The organism is Nocardia sp. NPDC004711 (assembly GCF_053601595.1).
This window is the reverse complement of record NZ_JBSGCB010000019.1, coordinates 122,085-142,717: the sequence shown is the minus strand read 5'-3', so window position 1 is coordinate 142,717 and position 20,633 is coordinate 122,085. Positions and strand designations below refer to the sequence as shown.

The 20,633-nt window shown below is 68.7% G+C and carries 18 protein-coding genes, 1 pseudogene and 1 riboswitch; of the genes and pseudogenes, 9 read left to right on the top strand and 10 right to left on the bottom strand.

The features are described from left to right. Positions 1-101: 101 nt before the first annotated feature. Complete coding sequence (locus tag ACWEKS_RS21075; RefSeq protein ID WP_452341648.1) at positions 102-2,486, top strand: MMPL family transporter; 2,385 nt, start codon at positions 102-104, stop codon at positions 2,484-2,486. Positions 2,487-2,525: 39 nt separating this feature from the next. Here ACWEKS_RS21075 and ACWEKS_RS21070 read toward each other — a convergent pair. After that, a pseudogene (locus ACWEKS_RS21070) lies at positions 2,526-3,767 on the bottom strand (MFS transporter); the annotation flags it as partial. 220 nt (positions 3,768-3,987) lie between these two features. Between ACWEKS_RS21070 and ACWEKS_RS21065 the strand changes: the two are divergent. After that, positions 3,988-4,920, top strand: a complete 933-nt coding sequence (locus tag ACWEKS_RS21065) for a LysR family transcriptional regulator (protein ID WP_452341647.1) — start codon at positions 3,988-3,990, stop codon at positions 4,918-4,920. A 10-nt stretch (positions 4,921-4,930) separates the two neighbouring features. On the opposite strand, the gene ACWEKS_RS21060 is transcribed toward ACWEKS_RS21065, so the two are convergent. Continuing rightward, positions 4,931-5,605: a TetR/AcrR family transcriptional regulator gene (locus ACWEKS_RS21060; RefSeq protein WP_452341646.1), complete on the bottom strand. Its 675-nt coding sequence runs from the start codon at positions 5,603-5,605 to the stop codon at positions 4,931-4,933. A 98-nt stretch (positions 5,606-5,703) separates the two neighbouring features. On the opposite strand from ACWEKS_RS21060, the gene ACWEKS_RS21055 reads away from it, so the two are divergent. Beyond that, positions 5,704-7,095: a lipase family protein gene (locus ACWEKS_RS21055; RefSeq protein ID WP_452341645.1), complete on the top strand. Its 1,392-nt coding sequence runs from the start codon at positions 5,704-5,706 to the stop codon at positions 7,093-7,095. Between the two features lie 120 nt (positions 7,096-7,215). Continuing rightward, a riboswitch (TPP riboswitch) is annotated at positions 7,216-7,326 on the top strand. Beyond that, positions 7,320-8,981: a phosphomethylpyrimidine synthase ThiC gene (gene thiC, locus ACWEKS_RS21050; RefSeq protein WP_452341644.1), complete on the top strand. Its 1,662-nt coding sequence runs from the start codon at positions 7,320-7,322 to the stop codon at positions 8,979-8,981. It overlaps the preceding riboswitch by 7 nt. An 87-nt stretch (positions 8,982-9,068) precedes the next feature. Here the strand turns inward: thiC and ACWEKS_RS21045 are convergent, their stop codons facing one another. After that, positions 9,069-9,473: a VOC family protein gene (locus tag ACWEKS_RS21045; protein ID WP_354843524.1), complete on the bottom strand. Its 405-nt coding sequence runs from the start codon at positions 9,471-9,473 to the stop codon at positions 9,069-9,071. Positions 9,474-9,579: 106 nt separating this feature from the next. Continuing rightward, a complete protein-coding gene (locus ACWEKS_RS21040; RefSeq protein ID WP_452341643.1) occupies positions 9,580-10,230 on the bottom strand; it encodes a TetR/AcrR family transcriptional regulator in 651 nt (216 codons plus the stop codon). 84 nt (positions 10,231-10,314) lie between these two features. On the opposite strand from ACWEKS_RS21040, the gene ACWEKS_RS21035 reads away from it, so the two are divergent. Together ACWEKS_RS21035 and ACWEKS_RS21030 are read left to right on the top strand one after the other, a co-directional pair. Then, the gene (locus ACWEKS_RS21035) at positions 10,315-11,454 is read left to right on the top strand and encodes an epoxide hydrolase family protein (protein ID WP_452341642.1); all 1,140 of its coding nucleotides are present in this window, start codon (positions 10,315-10,317) and stop codon (positions 11,452-11,454) included. A 155-nt stretch (positions 11,455-11,609) separates the two neighbouring features. Next, positions 11,610-12,236 carry an NAD(P)-dependent oxidoreductase gene (locus ACWEKS_RS21030; protein ID WP_452341641.1) on the top strand — a complete coding sequence of 209 codons (627 nt, stop codon included), beginning with the start codon at positions 11,610-11,612 and terminating at the stop codon, positions 12,234-12,236. A 16-nt stretch (positions 12,237-12,252) separates the two neighbouring features. On the opposite strand, the gene ACWEKS_RS21025 is transcribed toward ACWEKS_RS21030, so the two are convergent. From ACWEKS_RS21025 to thiD, 4 genes are all read right to left on the bottom strand, one after another. After that, entirely contained in the window at positions 12,253-12,405 is a 153-nt protein-coding gene (locus ACWEKS_RS21025; RefSeq protein ID WP_452341640.1) for a hypothetical protein, read from the bottom strand. A gap of 165 nt (positions 12,406-12,570) precedes the next feature. Continuing rightward, positions 12,571-14,658, bottom strand: a complete 2,088-nt coding sequence (locus ACWEKS_RS21020) for a glycosyltransferase family 39 protein (RefSeq protein ID WP_452341639.1) — start codon at positions 14,656-14,658, stop codon at positions 12,571-12,573. Between the two features lie 157 nt (positions 14,659-14,815). Next, positions 14,816-16,060: a glycosyltransferase gene (locus ACWEKS_RS21015; RefSeq protein ID WP_452341638.1), complete on the bottom strand. Its 1,245-nt coding sequence runs from the start codon at positions 16,058-16,060 to the stop codon at positions 14,816-14,818. Positions 16,061-16,197: 137 nt separating this feature from the next. Continuing rightward, a complete protein-coding gene (thiD, locus tag ACWEKS_RS21010; RefSeq protein ID WP_354843653.1) occupies positions 16,198-17,049 on the bottom strand; it encodes a bifunctional hydroxymethylpyrimidine kinase/phosphomethylpyrimidine kinase in 852 nt (283 codons plus the stop codon). Positions 17,050-17,153: 104 nt separating this feature from the next. On the opposite strand from thiD, the gene ACWEKS_RS21005 reads away from it, so the two are divergent. Both ACWEKS_RS21005 and ACWEKS_RS21000 read left to right on the top strand, forming a co-directional pair. Continuing rightward, on the top strand, positions 17,154-18,293 hold the full coding sequence (locus ACWEKS_RS21005) for a GTP-binding protein (RefSeq protein WP_452341637.1): 1,140 nt from the start codon (positions 17,154-17,156) through the stop codon (positions 18,291-18,293). 126 nt (positions 18,294-18,419) lie between these two features. Continuing rightward, positions 18,420-18,797, top strand: a complete 378-nt coding sequence (locus ACWEKS_RS21000; RefSeq protein WP_452341636.1) for a DoxX family protein — start codon at positions 18,420-18,422, stop codon at positions 18,795-18,797. 30 nt (positions 18,798-18,827) lie between these two features. On the opposite strand, the gene ACWEKS_RS20995 is transcribed toward ACWEKS_RS21000, so the two are convergent. Then, the gene (locus ACWEKS_RS20995) at positions 18,828-19,241 is read right to left on the bottom strand and encodes a DUF6463 family protein (protein ID WP_452341635.1); all 414 of its coding nucleotides are present in this window, start codon (positions 19,239-19,241) and stop codon (positions 18,828-18,830) included. Positions 19,242-19,376: 135 nt separating this feature from the next. On the opposite strand from ACWEKS_RS20995, the gene ACWEKS_RS20990 reads away from it, so the two are divergent. After that, positions 19,377-19,943: a TetR/AcrR family transcriptional regulator gene (locus ACWEKS_RS20990; protein ID WP_452341634.1), complete on the top strand. Its 567-nt coding sequence runs from the start codon at positions 19,377-19,379 to the stop codon at positions 19,941-19,943. A 75-nt stretch (positions 19,944-20,018) separates the two neighbouring features. On the opposite strand, the gene ACWEKS_RS20985 is transcribed toward ACWEKS_RS20990, so the two are convergent. Next, complete coding sequence (locus tag ACWEKS_RS20985) at positions 20,019-20,633, bottom strand: TetR/AcrR family transcriptional regulator (protein WP_357004891.1); 615 nt, start codon at positions 20,631-20,633, stop codon at positions 20,019-20,021.

The window sequence follows — 20,633 nt, the reverse complement described above, 5'->3', positions numbered from 1 at the left end:
AGTCGAATCGCATTACCATGAACATCATCACTGACCCTACCGACCGGTAGGTCAGGAACGTTACCGTTCCGGACGTCTGAAGACTTCGGAGGGTGGCGTCAATGTTGACCAGTACTGCCCGGTTCGCCATGGCGCGCCCGCGCGCGGTCCTGGTGGCCGCGCTCCTGTTGATGCTCGTGTGCGGCGGCTTCGGCGCCACCGTGAAATCCCACATGGTCGGCGGCGGCTATCTGACCGACTCGCTGGAGTCGGTGCGCGCCAATGACTTCATCACGAAGAACTTCCCCGGCGGCAATCCCAACCTCATCGTCATGGTCAGCGGTGCCGGGGGCGTCAACAGCCCGCAGGTGCGCGGCGAGGCGCAGCGCGTCACCGACGAGCTGAGCCAGGACCCGACGGTGACCGGCGTGCAGTCGTATTGGACCAGCCTCGCCGCCCGGCCCGACCTGGCCTCCGCGCTGAAGAGCAAGGACGGGCAGCGCGGGCTCATCATGGCCACGGTCACCGGCACCGACACCGAGGTGCAGAACCGGGCCGCCGAGCTGTCGAACCAGCTCAATGGGGACAGCGACGGCGTGCAGGTCCGGGTCGGTGGCATGGCCGGTTCCTTCGCCGATATCAATCACCAGGTCGAGAAGGACCTGCTGCTGGCGGAGGCCATCGCGGTGCCGGTATCGGCGCTGCTGCTGGTGCTGGTGTTCGGCAGCGTGGTCGCGGCGCTGCTGCCGGTCGGCGTGGGACTGTTCGCGATCGCAGCGACGCTGGGCATTCTGCGCGGGCTGACCACGGTCATGGATGTCTCCATCTTCGCGCTGAACATGACCAGCGCGCTGGGGCTGGCCTTGGCCATCGACTACAGCCTGTTCATTGTCAGCCGGTATCGCGAGGAGCTGGCCAATGGCCGCGATACCCGGGCGGCCATACTGCGTTCGGTGCAGACCGCGGGCCGCACCGTGGTGTTCTCCGGCTTGACCGTCGCCCTGGCCCTGGCGGCGCTGGCGGTGTTCCCGCAGCCGTTCTTCAAGTCCTTCGCCTACGCCGGTGTCGCGGTCGTGGCCGCGGCCGTGGGCGCGTCGGTGCTGTTGCTGCCCGCCGCGCTGGCGCTGCTCGGCGATCGGAAGCGCGGGGAGGCGGAGCGGAACGCCTGGGATCTGCGGAAACCGGTGCGCCGCCTGCTGGGTCGCGGCGAGCCCGCGCCCAAGCCGGTCGGGACCACCTTCTGGTACCGGCTGGTGACCGCGGTCATGCGGCGGGCGCTGCCGGTCGCGGTGATCGCGGCGGCGGTGCTACTGGCGCTCGGATCCCCGTTCCTGAAGGCACATTTCGGCACCCCGGACGATCGCGTGATCGGCACCTTCGCGTCCAGCCGTCAGGTGGGTGACGCGCTGCGGCAGGACTTCAATGCCGACATGGCCTCCAGCACGGTGATCGTGCTGCCCGGATTCCACGGCGGCGCAGCGGACATCGGCGCGTATGCCAAGAGCCTGTCGGAGGTGCCGGGCGTCGCGGCGGTGCTGTCCAGCGAGGGCGTCTACCTGGCGTCGCCGTCCGCCGAGGGCGTTCCGCCGACCGGCAAACGGGTCGCGGCCGGCCTCCCGCAGATGGCCGGCCCGAACGGGACCTACCTTTCGGTCGGCACGAAGGTCGCGCCCTACTCCGCCGCGGGCAAACAGCAGCTCGCGGCACTGCGGGCGGTCCCGGCTCCCGGCGAGGTGCGGTACGGCGGCGCGGCGGCCCTGAACGAGGACACCATGGACTCGGTCATCAGCCGGATCCCCTTGGCGGCCGCGCTCATCGCCGTCATCACCCTGATCCTGCTGTTCCTGTTCACCGGCAGCGTGGTGCTCCCGGTGAAGGCGCTGCTGCTCAACATGCTGTCGCTGACCGCCACCTTCGGCGCCATGATCTGGGTCTTCGCGCAGGGCCACCTGTCCGGTCTGCTGGGGTTCACCCCGACCGGCAGCATCGACCTGTTCATGCCGATCCTCATGTTCTGCCTGGCCTTCGGCATGTCCATGGACTACGAGGTCTTCCTGCTGTCCCGGATTCGCGAGGAATGGCTGGCCTCGGATCGCGGCCGGGCGGCCAATACCCGCTCGGTGGCTCTCGGGGTGGCCCGCACCGGCCGGATCTTCACCGCCGCAGCGGGTTTGATGGCGGTGGTGCTGCTGGCCGTGGCCACCTCCGAGGTCGCACCCATGAAGTTGTTCGGCATCGGCCTGGCGCTGGCCGTGGTCTCCGACGCCACCATCATTCGCGGCCTGCTGGCCCCGGCCCTCATGCGCCTGATGTCCACCAGCAACTGGTGGGCACCGAAACCGCTTGCGGCGCTGCACAAGCGGATCGGGCTGGAGGAGGAGTCAGCCGCGGCGGTAGCCGAGGGCGACCACACCGGCGGCGAGCAGCACCAGGACGCCGATGACGCCGAGACCGAGGCCCATGCTGTCGGCGAAGGCGACCGGGTGGGTGCCGTCTCCGGCGTGTGAGGCCATCACGGTGCCGATCACGGCGACGCCGCCGGCGGCACCGAATTCCCGTGCGGCGGAGTTCAATCCGGCACCCATCCCGGCGCGATCGACCGGCAGGTTCGCCATGACGCCGTGCGTCAGTACGGGTGCGGCGAACCCCATGCCGACGGACAGCACCACCAGATAGACCGCGTACAGCGGATACGGGGTGCCCGCGTCCGCGGTCGCGACCGCCAGCAGGCCCGCGCCGATGACGGCGAGCCCGCCCGCGGCCGGAATCAGCGGGCCCAGCCGGGCTTCCAGCCGGACCGCGTAGCGGGGCACCAGGATCATGCCGAGGGTGAGCGGCACGATGGCCAGTCCCGCCGCGCCCGCCGAGAAGTCCTTCACGTACTGCAGGTACTGCGAGTTCACGAAGAACAACGCGAACAATCCGAAAAACGTTGTGCCCGTGCCCAGGACGGCCACGCTCAACCGCCGGGACCGGAACACCCGTGGATCGATGAGCGGATGCGGCGAACGCAGCGAATGCCGGACCAGCACCGCGAGCAGCACCGCGCCGAGCCCGAATCCGGCCAGCACTTCCGCAGCGCCCCAGCCGTGTGCCGGGCCCTCGATGATGCCGTACAGCACCGCGGTCGATCCGGCCATGAGCAGCGTCGCCCCGCATGGATCCTGATCCGCCTCGCGCCGTGGGGTTTTCGGCGTCACCACCGCCGCCACCGCCAGCAAGACCAGACCGGCGGGGACCATCACCCAGAACAGGGCCTGCCACGGCAGATACTGCTGCAGCAATCCACCGCCGATATTGCCCAGTGCGCCACCCAGACCCAGCGACAGGGTCCACGCGGCCAGCGCACTCGCGCGGGTGCGGGCGTCCGGGCACAGCTGCACCACAATCGACAGGGTGGCGGGCATGATGAGCGCCGCGCCCGCACCCGAGACCGCCCGGCCCGCGATCAGCACGGCCGCGTGCGGAGCCAGCGCGCTGGTGAGCGCACCCGCCGCGAACAGTCCGAGCCCGGCCAGCAGCGCGCCCTTGCGCCCGTACCGGTCGCCGAGCGCGCCGGCCGGGATGAGCAGGGCGGCAAAGACGATCACATAGGCGTCGACCGCCCACAGCAGTTCCGACGAACTCGGATGCAGCGGAGACGCGGCGAGCAGGGGAATCGCGAGATTGATGGCGGCCACCATGCTCTGCGCCACCATGACGCAGGCGCACAGGGCGAGCAGGACCGCGCGCGGCGGTCCGGCGGCTCGGGAGTCGGCGACCGGAACGGCGGACACGACGGTGGACATGCGAGAACTCCTGGAAATCGGGATAAGGGGAAGCGACGCCACCTCGACGACGTCGCGAAGCGGTGCCGGTACACCTTCCGAGCCGGGCCCTGGCCGGAAATATGTTGCGGTGCAAGGTCATCGGCGAAGACATTCAGAGTTTTCACCCGCGTTCACCGCAACGAATTCAACGGTAGGGCGGGCAGACACATTACTCAAATGCATCTTTATCATGGAATACATGCGCCAGACGCAACACACCGACCTTCGCGGCCTGGACCTGAACCTGCTCGTCGCCCTGGACGCTCTGCTCACCGAGCACAGCGTGACCGGGGCGGCCGAGCGCCTACGACTGTCCGAGCCGGCGGTCAGCCGTGCACTGGGACGCATCCGGCGGACCATCGGGGATCCGATCCTGGTGCGCGCGGGCCGGGCCATGGTTCCGACCCCGCACGCGCTGGCCATCGAGCCCGAGGTGCGCGAGCTGGTCGAGCGGGTGCAGCGCCTCTTCTCGGCCGCTCACAGCACCGACCTTCGCACCGTCAACCGCGATCTCACCGTGCTGGCCCACTACACCATGGCCGCCGTATTCGGCCCCGCCCTGGTCGAACGCGCCACCGCCGAGGCCCCCGGCATCACGCTGCGCTTCCTCAATGAGGGCCACACCGACGCGCCCATGCTGCGCGACGGTGTGGCCGATCTCGAGCTGGGCATCATCGGCGACCGCGCACCGGAAATCCAGGTCGCGCCGGTGTTCGAGGACCGCATGGTCGGCGCCGCCCGGCGCGGGCATCCGCTGCTGCGCGGCACCACGATCCGGCTCGAGGACTACGTGCGCGCCCGCCATCTGGCCGCTTCCCGGCGCGGCCGGCGCTCCGGTCCGATCGACGACGCCCTCGCCCGCCACGGCCTGCGCCGGGAGGTGACCGCCTCGGTCGCCGGCATCACCGGCTCGCTGTTCTTCCTCCGCAACAGCGATCTGCTCGGTAACCTCCCCGCCTGCGCCGCCCCCATGGCCGAGCAACTCGGCCTCACCGTGTTCGACCTGCCCATCGAAACCCCGCCGCTGCCATACGCTTTGGCCTGGCATCCCCGCAACGACGCCGACCCCGCCCATGTCTGGCTCCGCGATACCCTGCGCGAGATCATGCTCGCCGCCCGCCCGCGCGACTGAGCGCCCCCACTCAGCGAGCGGCGACCCGGCCCGCGTCGACCACCGCCACGAAGTGGTTCAGATCGGCGACGAGGGTGTCCACGGAATCCGGTGCGCCGCCGTCGTCGTGGTGGTGCAGCCAGTCGGCGACCAGTTCGAACATGCCGCCGATGGTGGCGAGGGCGAGGGCCAGCAGGTGCGGGTCGTCGCGCGGATCGGCCTGCAGCCATTGGTGTTTCAGGAATTCGGCGGACCAGCGGCGGTTGGAGCGGCGCATGGCTTCGACGGTGGGCGAGATGCCGCCGGCTTCGCCGAAGGTGACCTTGGCCAGGCGCGGGTCGTCGGCGATGGCGTGGACGAAGGCGGCCAGGACGGTGGCGCGGCGGGTGGCCCAGTCCGCGTCGGCGGTTTCGACGGCCACCTCTGCCACCCGTTGCTGGATGCCCGTGGTGATCTGTTCCAGCAGGGCGGTGTAGCAGGCCTCCTTGCTGTCGAAGTGGTCGTAGAAGCCCTTGGTGCCGACGTAGGCGTGCTGGCAGATCTGTTCGATGGAGGTGCCCGAATAGCTCTGCCGGGCAAAGAGTTCGGTGGCGGCGGCGAGCAGCTGACGGCGGCGCTGCGCGCTGCGCTCGTCGGCGTCGAGGCCGCGGATGCGACGCCGCACGGGGGTCCGGTCGGTCGGCGCGGCAGATTTGCTGCGGGACATGCCTAGACGATAGCCAAGCTCGTTTCAGAAAGACATCTTGTTGGTAATCGGATGCCGTGCTGTAATCGCTGTCACGTCGATGCGAAGGGAACAGAGACGTGGCAATCACTGGGGATCGCGGGCGTGGGAGGCGGCTGCTCGCGGCCGCGCTCGCGACGGCACTGACGACCGCCTCGGCCGTGCTACTGGGGGGAGTCACCGCGGGAACGGTTGCCGCGCAACCACTCCCGGTGAACATCGACCCGTTCTATCGAGCGCCCGACGGGTTCGAATCCACCGATCCCGGCACGATCCTGCGCAGCCGCGAGGTGCAGCTGGCGGTGCTCACCGTGCTGCCGGTGCACGTGCGATCGTGGCAACTGCTGTACCGCACCACCGACCTGTTCGGGCAGCCGGCGGTCGCGGCCACCACGGTGGCGATTCCGGAGGGGGCCAACACTTCTCACAGTCGGCCGCTGGTCTCGCACCAGTTCTTCTACGACAGCACCTCGCCCGCGTGCGCGCCGTCCTACGTGCTGCAGCAGGGCGGCGGGCTACCCGCGCTGGAGGGCGTGCACTCCACCGTCGAGTACCTGGAGCTCGCAGCCTCCATCAGCCAGGGGTACGCCATCAATGTGCCCGACTACGAGGGACTGAACGGGCATCTCGCGGTCGCCGAGGAGCCCGGGTACCTGATTCTCGACAGCGTGCGCGCCGCCGAGAGCTTCCAGCCGTTGGGCCTGGACGGCGCGAATACGCCGGTGGCCCTGTGGGGTTACTCCGGCGGCGGCATGGGCAGCGGCTGGGCGGCGGAGATGCAGCCGCGCTATGCGCCGGAGCTGAACGTCGAGGGCATCGCCCTGGGCGCACCGGTTTCGGATGTCGAATCCCTGTTGCACGTCAACGGTTCGATGTTCGCCAGCCTCATCGGTGTGGGTATCGCCTCGCTGCGCAATGCGTACCCCAGGTTCGCCGAGACCACCGAGAAGTACCTGACAACCGAGGGCCGCGCGGTCATGGACCGCACCGCGAACCAGTGCCTGGTGCGCAATGCGCTGAACCTGATGTTCACCGACTACCAGCGCATGCTGACCATCCCGATCGCCGACTACCTGGCACTGCCGGAGATCGAGGAGGTCTTCGATTCGACTGTGCTGGGCGGTAATCCGCCGACCGCGCCCACCATGGTCTATCAGGGCGTCTACGACGAGGCCGTGCCGTGGTACACCAACGACCGCATGGTCCAGCGGTGGTGCGACGGGGGTGCTTCCGTCTATTACAAGCGCGATCATCTCAGCGAGCACCTGACCCTGACCACCCTCGGCATGGCCGACGCCTTCAACTGGATCAAGTCCCGCCTCGCCCCGGGCGCGGCCGACCCGTCCGGCTGCCGCACCGACGATGTGATCACCATGCTCGGCAGCCTCGACGCCCTCGCCACCCAGACCGAGATCGAGCTGAACGCCGCGTTCGGCGCACTGGGCTGGCCTATCGGCCCGCAGGAGCGCTGAGACCCGCCTACCCGCTGAACCCCACCCGGCCGAATCCATCCCCCGAGCAGACCGAATCGTATATTCCGCGGTCTCGGAGCGTGCGTGCCGTGCAGCGCGGTATGGTCACTGCGGAAAAGTACGTATGCCAACGGGGGCTCGCACCAGCGGGCTGAGAGGACGGCTAGTGGGCCGTCGACCGTATGAACCTGACCGGGTAATGCCGGCGTAGGGAGGATTCACCCATGCCATCGAGTCGTGTCCCGAGCAACTCCGCGCCCGTCGACACCGTGACAACCGGTCCCATCGAGGGCAGCGTCAAGCACTACGAGCAGGTCGAGGCCGACGGCACGACGCTGCGGGTTCCGGTGCGGCGCATCAATCTCACCAATGGCGAGCACTTCGACGTGTACGACACCTCCGGTCCGTACACCGACGACACCGCCGCCATCGATCTCGAGGCGGGGCTGCCCAAGCTCCGCGACACCTGGGACAAGCCGCAGGTCGACGGCCCGCCGACCCAGCTGGCCTGGGCCCGCCAGGGCATCATCACCAACGAGATGCGCTACATCGCGGCGCGCGAGGGTGTCGCGCCCGAGCTGGTGCGCGACGAGGTGGCCGCCGGTCGCGCGGTGATCCCGGCCAACCACCGCCACCCCGAGTCCGAGCCGATGATCATCGGCAAGAAGTTCGCGGTCAAGATCAATGCGAACATCGGCAATTCGGCGGTGAGCTCCTCCATCGCCGAGGAGGTGGAGAAGATGGTGTGGGCCACCCGCTGGGGCGCCGACACCATCATGGATCTGTCCACCGGCAAGAACATTCACGAGACCCGTGAGTGGATTCTGCGCAACTCCCCCGTCCCGGTCGGCACCGTGCCGATCTACCAGGCGCTGGAGAAGGTGAACGGCGATCCCACCAAGCTCACCTGGGAGATCTACCGCGACACCGTGATCGAGCAGGCCGAGCAGGGCGTCGACTACATGACGGTGCACGCCGGCGTGCTGTTGCGCTACGTGCCGCTGACCGCCAAGCGGGTCACCGGCATCGTGTCGCGCGGCGGTTCCATCATGGCGGCGTGGTGCCTGGCGCATCACCAGGAATCGTTCCTGTACACCAACTTCGCCGAGCTGTGCGAGATCCTGGCCAAGTACGACATCACCTTCTCGCTGGGTGACGGTCTGCGCCCGGGTTCCATCGCGGACGCCAATGACGAGGCCCAGTTCGCCGAGCTGCGCACCCTGGGTGAGCTCACCAAGATCGCGAAATCCTATGGCGTGCAGGTGATGATCGAGGGCCCGGGCCACGTGCCCATGCACAAGATCGTCGAGAACGTGAAGCTGGAGGAGGAGCTCTGCGAGGAGGCCCCCTTCTACACGCTCGGCCCGCTGGCCACCGATATCGCGCCGGCCTACGACCACATCACCTCGGCCATCGGCGCGGCCATCATCGCGCAGGCGGGCACCGCCATGCTCTGCTACGTGACGCCCAAGGAGCACCTGGGTCTGCCCAACCGGGACGACGTGAAGGTCGGCGTGATCACCTACAAGATCGCCGCCCACTCCGCCGACCTGGCCAAGCAGCACCCGCGCGCCCAGGACCGCGACAACGCACTGTCCAAGGCGCGCTTCGAGTTCCGCTGGACCGACCAGTTCAACCTCTCGCTGGACCCCGACACCGCCCGCGAGTACCACGACGAGACCCTCCCGGCCGAGCCGGCCAAGACCGCGCACTTCTGCTCCATGTGCGGTCCGAAGTTCTGCTCCATGCGCATCTCGCAGGACGTGCGCGACTACGCCGAGAAGCAGGGCCTCACCGATATCGCCGCCATCGAAGCGGGCATGGCGGAGAAGTCCGCCGAGTTCGCCTCCACCGGTAACCAGGTGTACCTGCCGGTCGTGTCCTAGGACCGGATCCGGTAGGCGAATCCGATTCGGGGCGGGCGGCTTTCGAGCTGCTCGCCCCGAATCGTGTTCCGGCCCGGCCTCGTCGCCTCAGGCCCGGCTCGAAATCTGCTGGACGGCCCAGCTGTTGCCGTCCGGATCGTCGAAGAAGATGAATCCGCTGTTGTCCAGCGGGTCGCCCGCGGACGGCGGCCCCGGCAGCACCTGGATGTCGCTGACCTCTACTCCACGCTCGACCAGTTCAGCGTGGGCACGCTTCAGATCGGGCACGACCAGCTGCAGCCCTTTGAGATATCCCGGCTCCATCTTCGGCACCACGCCCTCGCCGATGACGATCGAACAGCCCGACCCCGGCGGCGTGAGCTGACAGATCCGCGTGCCCTCCGCGGGCCGGACGTCGTGGTCTACATGAAACCCGAGCTTGGTGCTGTAGAAGTCCTTGGCGCGGTCCACGTCCGACACGGGGACGATGACCACTTCGAGTGTCCAGTTCATGACAGTTCCTTCCGATTCGAGTGCTCTTGCGGAAGTCGGAGCCGAGCCGCGGAATTCATCATGGTTCGGGAACGAATGCCGGCACGCCCGCGGCGAACGCTACCGTTCACTGGTCACGACGCTGCCAGCGTTGGGCGAATTCGCCCGGCACCGGTGGCGGGCCGGGCAGGTCGCCGGTGACGGTGAGGCCGTCGATCAGCAGGGCCAGGACCCGGCGGCGCAGCTGGGCGGTGCGTTCGGGATCGGGCAGTGCAATCGTCGCGCAGGCTTCGAGGATCAGGCCGAAGTCGGCGACGGTGACCCCGCGACGCAGCCGCCCCGATTCCCGGGCCCGGCGCAGGATTTCGTCATTGAGTTCGGCCGAGCGCCGGACGTCCGGGAGAATCGATTCGTCCGGGGTGAAGGTGCCGGCCAGATGCACGGTCAGCGAGTGCACATCGGCGTCGACCACGCGGTGCAGGAAGTCGACCAGCGCCGCCCAGCCGTCGGAATTCTCCAGGGCCGCTTCGGCTTCCGCGTTGTAGCGGCGCAGTCCGTCGTAGCAGAGGGTGCGCAGCAGCTCCTCCTTGCTCGGATAGCGGCGGTACAGCGCGCTGATGCCCACCCCCGCGCGCTCGGCGACGGCCGAGATCGGCGCCTTGGGTTCGGCCAGGAACACGTCGCGGGCGGCGGCCAGGATGAGTTCGTCATTGCGCGCGGCCTGCGCCTTGCGGCCGGGTAGGGCGCGCTGAGCTGCGGGTTCGGCTGTCTTCGACATGAATCCGAGCCTACCACTTGAACGGAATGATCCGTTCCGTTACTGTTTGAACAGAACGAAGCATTCCGTTCCACTTAGGAGAGAATGATGAACGCCATCCGCCCCTTCCGCATCGACGTCCCCCAGGCCCAGCTGGACGATCTGGCCGAGCGGCTGCGCAAGGCGCTGTGGCCGAACGAGCTGCCGGGCGCGGGCGACGCGTACGGCGTCAGCGGTGACCGCGTCCGCGGCCTCGCCGAGTACTGGCTGAAGGAATTCGATTGGCGGGCAATGGAAGCCGAGCTCAATGCCTATCCGCAGTTCACCACCGAGATCGACGGCGAGGACATCCACTTCCTGCACATCCGGTCCTCCCGCGCGGATGCCACCCCGGTCATCCTGACCCACGGCTGGCCCGGTTCCGTCCTGGAATACCTCGACGTCATCGAGCCGCTCACCGAGCCCGAGTCCGCGGACGATCCCGCCTTCCACCTGGTGATCCCGTCCCTGCCGGGCTACGGCTGGTCCGGCCCGACCCGGTCCACCGGCTGGAACCGGTGGCGCACCGCCCGGGCCTGGGCGGAGCTGATGGAGCGGCTGGGCTATGCACGCTACGGCGCCATCGGCAATGACGCGGGTTCCATGATCTCCCCCGAAATCGGCCGGATCGCGCCCGATCGAGTGGTGGGAGTCCATGTGACGCAGCTGTTCTCGTTCCCCTCCGGCGATCCGGCGGAAATGGCCGACCTGTCCGCCGAGGACCAGGCGGGGCTGGCCCATCTGAAGTGGTTCTACGACAACAAGATGGCCTTCAATACCCTGCAGAGCCAGCAGCCGCAGACCCTGGCCTTCGCGCTCGCGGATTCACCGGTGGGTCTGCTGGGCTGGAATTCCCAGCTGTTCCCGGAGAGCGCCGACCCGGACTTCGTGATCGGCAATGTCGCCCTCTACTGGCTGACCGGCACCGCCGCCTCGTCGATCCGCTTCTACTACGAGGACGCCCACGCCTCCGAGGTGCCGCAGGGCCCCACCACCACCCCGACCGGACTGGCCATGTTCAAGGGCGACTTCCAGTCCATCCGCCGCTTCGCCGAGCGGGATCACGCGAACATCGTGAGCTGGCACGCCTACGACGTGAACTCGGGCTCGACCAGCGCCAATGATGCGGCGGGACACTACGCCGCGCGCGAGGCGACCGACGTGCTGGTGGCGGATATTCGCGAATTCTTCGCCGGGCTGCGCTGATTCGCCTGGTTCTGCTCGAGGGCCGGCCCGGTTCATCCCACGGGCCGGCCTGGATCCTCCCGCATGTTCGCGAGACGCGCGGCGATGGTTCCCGGAGGCTCTCGCTGATGTACTGAATTCATCATCGCAACAACGAATTACACGAGGTGAGAGCCATGAAGGTCGCCATTTTCGGAGCCACCGGAACCGTCGGTCGCCACGTCGTCGCCCGTGCCCTCGCGGCCGGGCATCAGGTCACCGCACTGACCCGCGATCCCGCCAACCTGACCGCCGCACCCCACGAGCGGCTGCGCGTCGAGGTCGGCGATGTGCTGGACCCGGCCGCGGTGGAGCGCACCGTGATCGGGCAGGACGCGGTGATCGTCACCCTCGGCGCCGGCCGCAAGGGCGTGGTGCGCGCCGAGGGCACCCGCCACATCATCGAGGCCATGGCTCGGACCGGGGTGAAGCGGCTGATCTGCCAGTCCTCGCTGGGTGTCGGCGACAGCCGCGGCAATCTGAACTTCGTCTGGAAGTACGTCATGTTCGGCATGCTGCTGCGGCAGGCCTACGCCGATCACGTGCGGCAGGAAGAGTACGTGCTGGCCAGCGATCTGGACTGGACCATCGTGCGGCCCAGCGCCTTCACCGACGGACCGGCCACCGGGAACTACCGCCGGGATTTCCCGGCCACGGAAACCGGTCTGTCGCTGAAGATCTCACGCGCCGACATCGCCGATTTCCTCGTCGCACAGCTCACCGACGGCACCTACGTCCGTCGCACCCCGGGCATCTCGAACTGACCCGCGGTGCCGCCGATCAGAAGCCGAAAACCTCCGCCATGGAGATGGATTCGTCGTCCCAGCGGCTTTCTATGGCCGTGCGCTCGGCATCCGGGAGGTACGGATCCCATCCGGCCCTGCGCCAGAAGGCTTCTCGATGCTCATCGCTGAGGGGATGCGGCGTGCTCATGGCGGATTCCCTGGATCGTGACGACCGTCACATCGATTCTAACGACGAGGTAGATCACTTGCGGCCGAGTCGCACACCCACTTGTGTGCGACGGAAAGAACTGAGCGCTCGTCCCCCATCGGGTACGAGCGCTCGGTCCTGTGGTGGCGGTGGCAAGCCCGCCGGTCAGGTGGTCTTCGGCGAGGTCAGGTCGTAGAGGGTGATGCCGTCCACCTCCTGCGAGTTGAAGTGTTCCTTCACCCACGCCGTGATCTGCGAGCTCTGGCTCTGGTTGCCGCCGTCGCCGCCGCGGTCGCCGCCCATCTGATTGCCACTGATGAAGTAGTGGATCCGGCCGACCTGCACGTACTCCTGGAACTGGGACAGGGTCGGCGAGGGGTCGCTGCCGTTGAAGCCACCGATCGGCATGACCGGCAGCTGGGTCGCCAGCTGGAATCCGGCCGCCGAGTTGGAGCTGACCGTCGCCGCCACCCAGGTGTACTCGGAGCCGTCGGCCTTCAGCAGCGCGGTGACCTTGTCACTCGGGTTGCTCGCCATCATCATGTTGCCCGCGCCGCCGCCGAATCCGCCTGGACCGCCCTCGGTTCCACCGGGTCCGCCGGTCGCGGTGTCACCGTGGTTCATGCCCATGCCGTGCTGACCGCCACCCGGCTGCCCGCCGGGCATGCCATTGCCGGGTCCCGCAATGCCACCCGGTCCGCCGTTGCCGGCGCGGCCGTTCGGCATGCCGTGGTCACCGCCGCGCGGCCCGCCCGGACCCCAGCCGCCGCGCACCGCGGGTCCGGCCGAGGGCATCGGCCCCTGGTGTGCGGTGGCGATGCCGTCCACGGCGTAGGCGGTAGGACCGGCCAGACCGACCAGCACCGCGGCCGCCGCGACGGCCAGACCGGCCTTGCGGGGCAGGCGAATCAGCAGGAGGACGGTGGCGACGATGCCGCCCACCAGGACCGCCCAGCGCAGCCACGGCACGAAGGACGTGCTGCGGGACAGAATGATCCACGCCGTGGCCGTGGTCAGGCCCATCGCCGGCACGGCGGCCAGACGAACCCACAGCCGATCGCGGTGCTGCCAGGCGAGCACCGAGCCCGCGCCGATCACCGCGGCCACGGCCGGGGCCAGCGCCACCGTGTAGTACGGGTGGAAGATGCCCTTCATGAAGCTGAACACCAGTCCGGTGCCCACCAGCCAGCCGCCGAACAGGATCAGCGTGGCGCGCTGCGGATCGGTGCGGGCCAGCTTGCCGCGCAGGGCGATTCCCGCCACCAGCAGCACCAGGGCGGCCGGGATGAGCCAGGCGATCTGACCGGCCTGCGCCGGTTCGAACAGCCGCCCGATACCGGGCGTGCCCCACATGCCGCCACCGCCGGTCGGCAGCTGGTCGCCCCCGCCGAAACCGCCGACGCTGCCACGCTCATTGCCGTCGAGACGGCCCAGACCGTTGTAGCCGAGGGTGAGTTCGATGATCGAATTGTGCTGCGAGCCGCCGAAGTACGGGCGATCCGAGGCCGGCCACAGCTCGGCCAGCAGCACCCACCAGCCCGCGCCCGCCACCATGGCCGCGGCCGCGCCGAACAGTTGCGCGATGCGCTTGCCCAGCTTGGGCGGGCCCGCGATCAGGTAGGTCAGCGCCAGCGCGGGCACCACCAGCAGCACCTGCAGCTGCTTGGCCAGGAAGCCGAGTCCGATGAACGCGCCGGTGAGCAGCACCCAGCGCCAGCGGCCGTCGGCGATCGCGCGGGTCATGGCCCAGGCCGCGGCCAGCATGAGGAACACCAGCATGGCGTCCGGGTTGTTGAACCGGAACATCACGGCGGCAATGGGAGTCAGCGCCAGCACCAGGCCGGCCAGCAGTCCGGCGCTCGCGCCGAAGCTGCGGCGCACGATGGCCCACAGCAGCGCCACCGAGGCCACGCCGAGCAGGGCCTGCGGCAGCAGCATGCTCCAGCTGTGCAGGCCGAAGATCCGCACCGAGATCTCCATGGGCCACAACGACAGTGGCGTCTTGTCCACGGTGATGGAGTTGGCCGCGTCGGAGGAGCCGAAGAACATGGCCTTCCACGACACCGAACCCGCCTGCACGGCGGCCGCGTAGAAGGAGTTGGCCCAGCCGTTGGCGGACAGGTTCCAGAGGTAGGCGATGGCGGTGCCGATCAGCAGGGCCGCCAGCGCCAGGTACTCCCGGCGGCCGGTGCGGGCCGCGGGCGGCTCGGCCGGGGATGGGGCGAGCCGGGGCTCGGTCAGAGTCGCGGTCATCGGTCGCCTCCTCGGTCAGCTCGATCAGTGGGGGTGTCGGACGGGGTGGTCCAGTACGGCAGGTCGCCGTGTTCGGGGTGGCAGCAGCCGGGGAAGTCCACTCGCACCAGCCGGAAGCCGTCGTTCGGAAGCGCCTGTGGCGCAGGGAGGATCGTGGTCACCGGACCGCCTCGGGCACGGGATGCTTTCCGGCATTGCGGAAGACCCAGCGCAGGCCGACGAAGCGCAGCAGGGTGGCGACCAGGTTGGCGATCACCAGCACCAGCAGCTCCAGGTGCACCGCCGCATCCGGGGCCCAATGGTGCAGGGTGTAGAGCGAACCACTGGTCAGCGCCAGACCGACGCCGAAGATGACCAGCCCCTGGAAGTGGTGCGACACCGCCTGACTGGACCCGCGCACCCCGAAGGTGAAGGCGCGGTTGGCGGCGGTATTGCCGATCGCGGTGACCAGCAGGGCCAGGAAGTTGGCGGCCTGCGCGCCCGTGATGCCCTGCAGCAGGACGTAGAGCAGCAGGTAGGCCAGGGTCGAGGTGACGCCGACGATGCCGAAGCGGACCAGCTGCCCGACCATGCCCAGCGGCACGCCCTCCACCAGCGGCTCGCGGCCGATGGCGGCGCGCAGCTCGTTGATGGGGAGCCGGCCGGTGGTCAGCGCGCGGCCGACCCGCCAGACGCCGAGCAGGTCCTTGCGGGCCGTGTCGATGATGTCCACCCGCGAGTCCGGATCGTCGATCCAGTCCACCGGCACCTCGTGGATGCGCAGCCCGATGCGCTCGGCCAGCACCAGCAGTTCGGTGTCGAAGAACCATTCGCCGTCCTCGACGAGCGGCAGCACCAGCTTGGCCACGTCGGCGCGCATGGCCTTGAAGCCACACTGCGCGTCGGAGAACTTGGCCTGCAGCGAGGCCCGCAGGATCAGGTTGTAGCAGCGGGAGATGATCTCGCGCTTGGGCCCGCGCACCACCCGTGAGGAGGAGGCCAGCCGGGTGCCGATGGCGACGTCGGAGTGCCCGGACACCAGTGGCGCGACCAGCGGTAGCAGCGCGTTGAGGTCGGTGGACAGGTCCACGTCCATGTAGGCGACGACCTGGGCGTCGGAGGCCTGCCAGACCTCGCGCAACGCGCGGCCGCGGCCCTTGCGGTCCAGATGCACCACCCGCACGCCGTCCATCTGGTCGGCCAGCTGCCGGGCCACCTCGAGAGTGTTGTCGGTGGAGGCGTTGTCGGCGATGGTGATGCGCGCCGTGAAGGGGAAGTTCAGCGTGAGGAACGCGTGCAGTCTGCGCACGCAGGGGCCGAGGTCGACCTCTTCGTTGTAGACCGGAACGACCACGTCCACGACGGGCGCGGTCACTGCTTCTGCGGGTTCCGCCGCCCGCACGGCGGTTACGGTGTCGTTCATGGTGACCAATCTCGATCACCAGACTCACATCAGTCTGCGGCCTGCCTGGGAGGTTCCTGGGAGCCGCTTGCCTCGGCGTCGATTTCGTGCGATGCACGAGCCCGGATCGAGATCGCGCGGGCCCCGCCGTGATCGCGCTAGCTCGGTCCGAGATGCAGCCGCCACAGCGGGGAGACCGGTCCGTGTCCTTTACCCAGGTCGTACGACGCTTCCAGGCAGCGGAAGGTCCATTCCTTGGCGAAGGCGACGGCGTCGGGGACCGAGTAGCCGTGGGCCAGCGCGCAGCAGATGGACGCGGCCAGGGTGTCGCCGCCGCCGTGATCGTTGCCGGTGACCAGGCGCCGGGCGGGGAGCTCGTGGAAGGTGTCACCGTCGAAGAGCAGGTCGGTGGACTGCTCCGAGGTGCGCAGGTGGCCGCCCTTGACGATGGCCCACTGCGGGCCCAGCGCGATGAGCGCCTCGGCGGCCTTGCGGGCGGAAGCGTCGTCGATCACGTCGATGCCGGTGATCAGACGGACCTCGTCGAGGTTGGGGGTGACCACGGTGGCCAGCGGAATCAGGGTGTGGCGCACCGCATCCAGGGCCTCGGCGTGCAACAGGGCGTCGCCGTGCATGGAGGCGGCGACCGGATCGACCACCAGCGGGATGCTGCCCTGGCGTCCGATGCCGACCTCGCGGCAGACCGCCGCCACGGCCTCGATGATGGCGGTGGAGGCCAGCATGCCGGTCTTGGCCGCGCCGATTCCGATGTCGCCGACCACGGTTCGCACCTGGTCGGCCACGATCTGCGGCGGGATCTCGTGGAAACCGCTGACGCCGACGGTGTTCTGCACGGTCACCGCGGCGACCGCCACGCACGCGTGCACACCGCACAGGGCCATGGTGCGGGAGTCGGCCTGGATGCCCGCGCCGCCGCCGGAGTCGGTGCCCGCGATGGTGAGGGCGCGGACCGGGGTGGTGCCGTTCGGGGCAAGCGGTAAGAGTTGCACGGCGCTTATCTTGCCCTCCGCTTCGCTCCGGGCGGGTTCGCGGCCCTGGAGGTCTCGAACCTTGGGGGCGATCGATCGCGGATATTGAAAATCATTATCATTAAATGGTGACTTCAACTCAGCTGCCTGTGACCGTACTGTCGGGATTCCTCGGTGCGGGCAAGACGACCCTGCTCAACCACATCCTGGCCAACCGGGAGGGCCGCCGGGTGGCGGTCATCGTCAATGACATGAGCGAGGTGAACATCGACGCGGCGCTGGTAGCGGGGCAGGGGCACCTGGACCGCACCGAGGAGAGACTGGTCGAGCTCACCAACGGCTGCATCTGCTGCACGCTGCGCGAGGACCTCATCGAATCGGTGGGAAAGCTGGCGCGGGAGGGGCGTTTCGACCAGCTGGTCATCGAATCCACCGGGATCTCCGAGCCGATGCCGGTGGCGGCCACCTTCGAGTGGGAGTTCGAGGACGGCTTTCAGCTCGGTGAACTCGCGCGCCTGGACACCATGGTGACGGTCGTGGACTGCTCCACCTTCCTCGCCGAAGTGGTGAAGGGGCAGGCCCTGGCCGAGCGGAATCTGCAAGCGGGAGAAGGGGATGCGCGCACCATTGCCGACCTGCTGGTCGATCAGGTCGAGTTCGCGAATGTGCTGGTGCTCAACAAGACCGACCTGGTGAGCGCGAATGCCGTCGGAACCGTGGAGGCCACGATCCGGCGATTGAACCCGGGCGCGCGGATCCTGCGCGCCGCGCACGGCGTCGTCGACCTCGCCGAAGTCCTCGGCACCGGCCGCTACCACCCCGATCTCGCCGCCCAATTCGAGGGCTGGGACGAGGAATTGGCGGGCGGCCACACCCCCGAAACCGAGGAATACGGCATCAGCAGCCTCACCTTCACCGCCGACCGCCCTTTCCACCCCGAACGCCTCGACGCCGCCCTCGCCCAGTTACAGAGACTGCTCCGCAGCAAAGGCTTCTTCTGGCTGGCGAGCCGCCCCCACCTGGCTGCCATCTGGTCCCAGGCCGGTCCGAACCTGACCTTCGAAGCCGGCGCCCACTGGGACGCGCTCGACATGCAGCCCGGCCAGGAAATCGTCTTCATCGGCATCAGACTCGACCGCCCTCACGTCCACGACCTCCTGACCTCAGCCCTCCTCACCGACGCCGAACTCGCTGCGGGCCACCAGGAATGGCTCAGCTACCCCGACCCCTTCCCCTCGTGGGACCCATCCCACTACCACGCCTGACCATCCGAATCGGCGGCGACGCCCCGATCGACTCCGCCGCCCGTGACGCAGGTCATTCGCAGGTGATGTCACAAGACCGGACGATTCCGACTCTTGTGTGCGAATCGCTGAAAAGGAGTCGCCACCATGAACATCGCCCTGTGGATCTGCGCCGGACTACTGGCAGCCGTAGCCCTCTTCGGCGGCCTCACGAAGATCATCGTCCCCAAGGAGAAGCTGGCCGGCGCCCCCGGCGGCGGCTGGACCGGCGACGCCACCGCCACATTCGTCAAAACCCTCGGCGCCCTGGAAGTCCTGGCCGCCCTGGGCCTCACCCTCCCCGCAGCCCTGGACACAGCCCCGTTCATGGTCCCGGTCACCGCCATCTGCTGGATCCTCCTGATGATCGGCGCCATGATCACCCACCTCCGCCACGGCGACCGAGCCGCCTTGATCGCCAACGTGCTCTACCTGGCCCTGGCCCTGTTCATCACCGTAGGCCGCTTCTGGCTCCACCCCTTCTGACCAGCACCGAGTGCCCAACCGAGATACGCGCTACCCGATCCCTCGCGATCCAGCATTTATCGGGCTGTCGTGGGGTGCGGTGCGGCGGGCTCCGACGAACAGAAGGATTGTCGCGAGCGCCATGATCGGCCAGGGGGTGGGCGCGAGGACGATGGCGCCGATCACCGTCCAAATCCCCAGAATCCACGCGATGAAGGGCGGTGGCGTGATGTGCCGGTTGTCGAGCCAGAGCACCGTCAGGCCGAGCACGATCAGCGGAATGCCGAAGCTGTCCAGGGAGAGCCAGTAGGCGCTGTCCGCCGGACTCATGGCGGCGAAGTCGTCACCCCACAGCTCCCCGCTGAACCACGCTCCGGCGTGGCGTGCCGCGTGCTCGATCGTCAACGCGCCCACGGTGTGTGCGGCTCCGAAGAATACGATGAGCCGACCAGCCCACTTGATCATCCGAACTCCCCATTTCTCCTGCGGGGGTGCGTGTCTCGTTCCCCCGCCAGTCTTGTTATACGGTGGCGTACAACAGCGACAGTAGCCCTGATATACGGTGCCGTATAGAAGGCCAGGCGTGAGAGGAGTCACCATATGGGCGTGGCCCGCACCCCGCGCGAGGCGTGGATCGAGCAGGGCTTGCAGACACTCGTCGACAGCGGCGTGGAAGCGGTCCGCATCGAAGTCCTGGCCAAGCAGCTGGGCGTGACCAAGGGCGGGTTCTACGGGTACTTCCCCGACCGCGCCGCCCTGTTGGAGGCAATGCTGGATGTCTGGGAGCGCGAGAGCACCGACGAAGTGCTCGAAACCATTGCGCTCGAAGACGACCCGCGGGACAGGATCACGCTCGCCGGCCGATTGACCTTGTCGCCCAACCGTTTGCTGGCGATCGACCTGGCCGTCCGGGACTGGGCCCGCCGCGATGAATCGGTCGCCGCCCGGCTGCGCCGCGTCGACGACCGTCGAATGGCCTTGCTACGCGAGACCATCGGCACCTTCTGCTCCGACCCCGACGAGATCGAGGCCCGCAGCCTGCTCGCCTTCTGCCTGGCCATCGGAAACCAGTTCCTCGCCGCCGACCATCCCGGCCGCACCCGCGCCCAGGTCCTCGCCCGCGCCGCCGCGATCCTCCTCGACCGCCCCGCACAGCCGGACCGCTAGCCATCAACGCCGTTCCCAGCAGCCGGATCGCCACTGTTCAGCGCTCGGTCTCGAGTGGCGGCCGTCGGCGGATGGTCAGTGGCGGGCGGCCAGGGCGGTGTGGAGGGTGGCGGCCCACTGTTGGACGATTTCCTTGCGGCGCAGGGAGTCGTCGGTGAGGACATCGGCGAGGCCGAGGCCGCGGGCCAGGTCGAGGGTGGCCTGCACCAGGTGGTGGGCGACCGGATCCGAGTCGTCCACGCCCAGCGCCTCGACGGCCATCCGATGCGAGATGCGGCCGAAGCGGGCTTCCATGGGGACGATTCGTTCCCGCAGGGCCGGGTCGGCGGCCGCGTGGGTCCAGACCTGCAGCGCCGCCTTGAACAGCGGGCTGGTGTAGGACTCGACCAGGCCGGCCACCACCGCCTCGGTGCGCGCGACGCCCTCGGCGACGTCGGCGACCGCGAGGGCGTCGGCCTTGGCCTGGTCCATCCGGGTGTCGAACATGTACTCCAGGGCGGCGGTGATCAGATCCTCACGGGTGGGGAAGTGATGCTGGGCCGCACCGCGCGACACCCCGGCCCGTTCGGCCACCACCGCGACCGTGGCGGCCGCCCAGCCCGTCTGGGCCAGGCAGTCGATGGTCGCCTCCAGCAGCCGCTGCCGGGTGGCCCGGCTGCGGTCCTGCTTGGGTTCGTGGGGTGTCGCCAT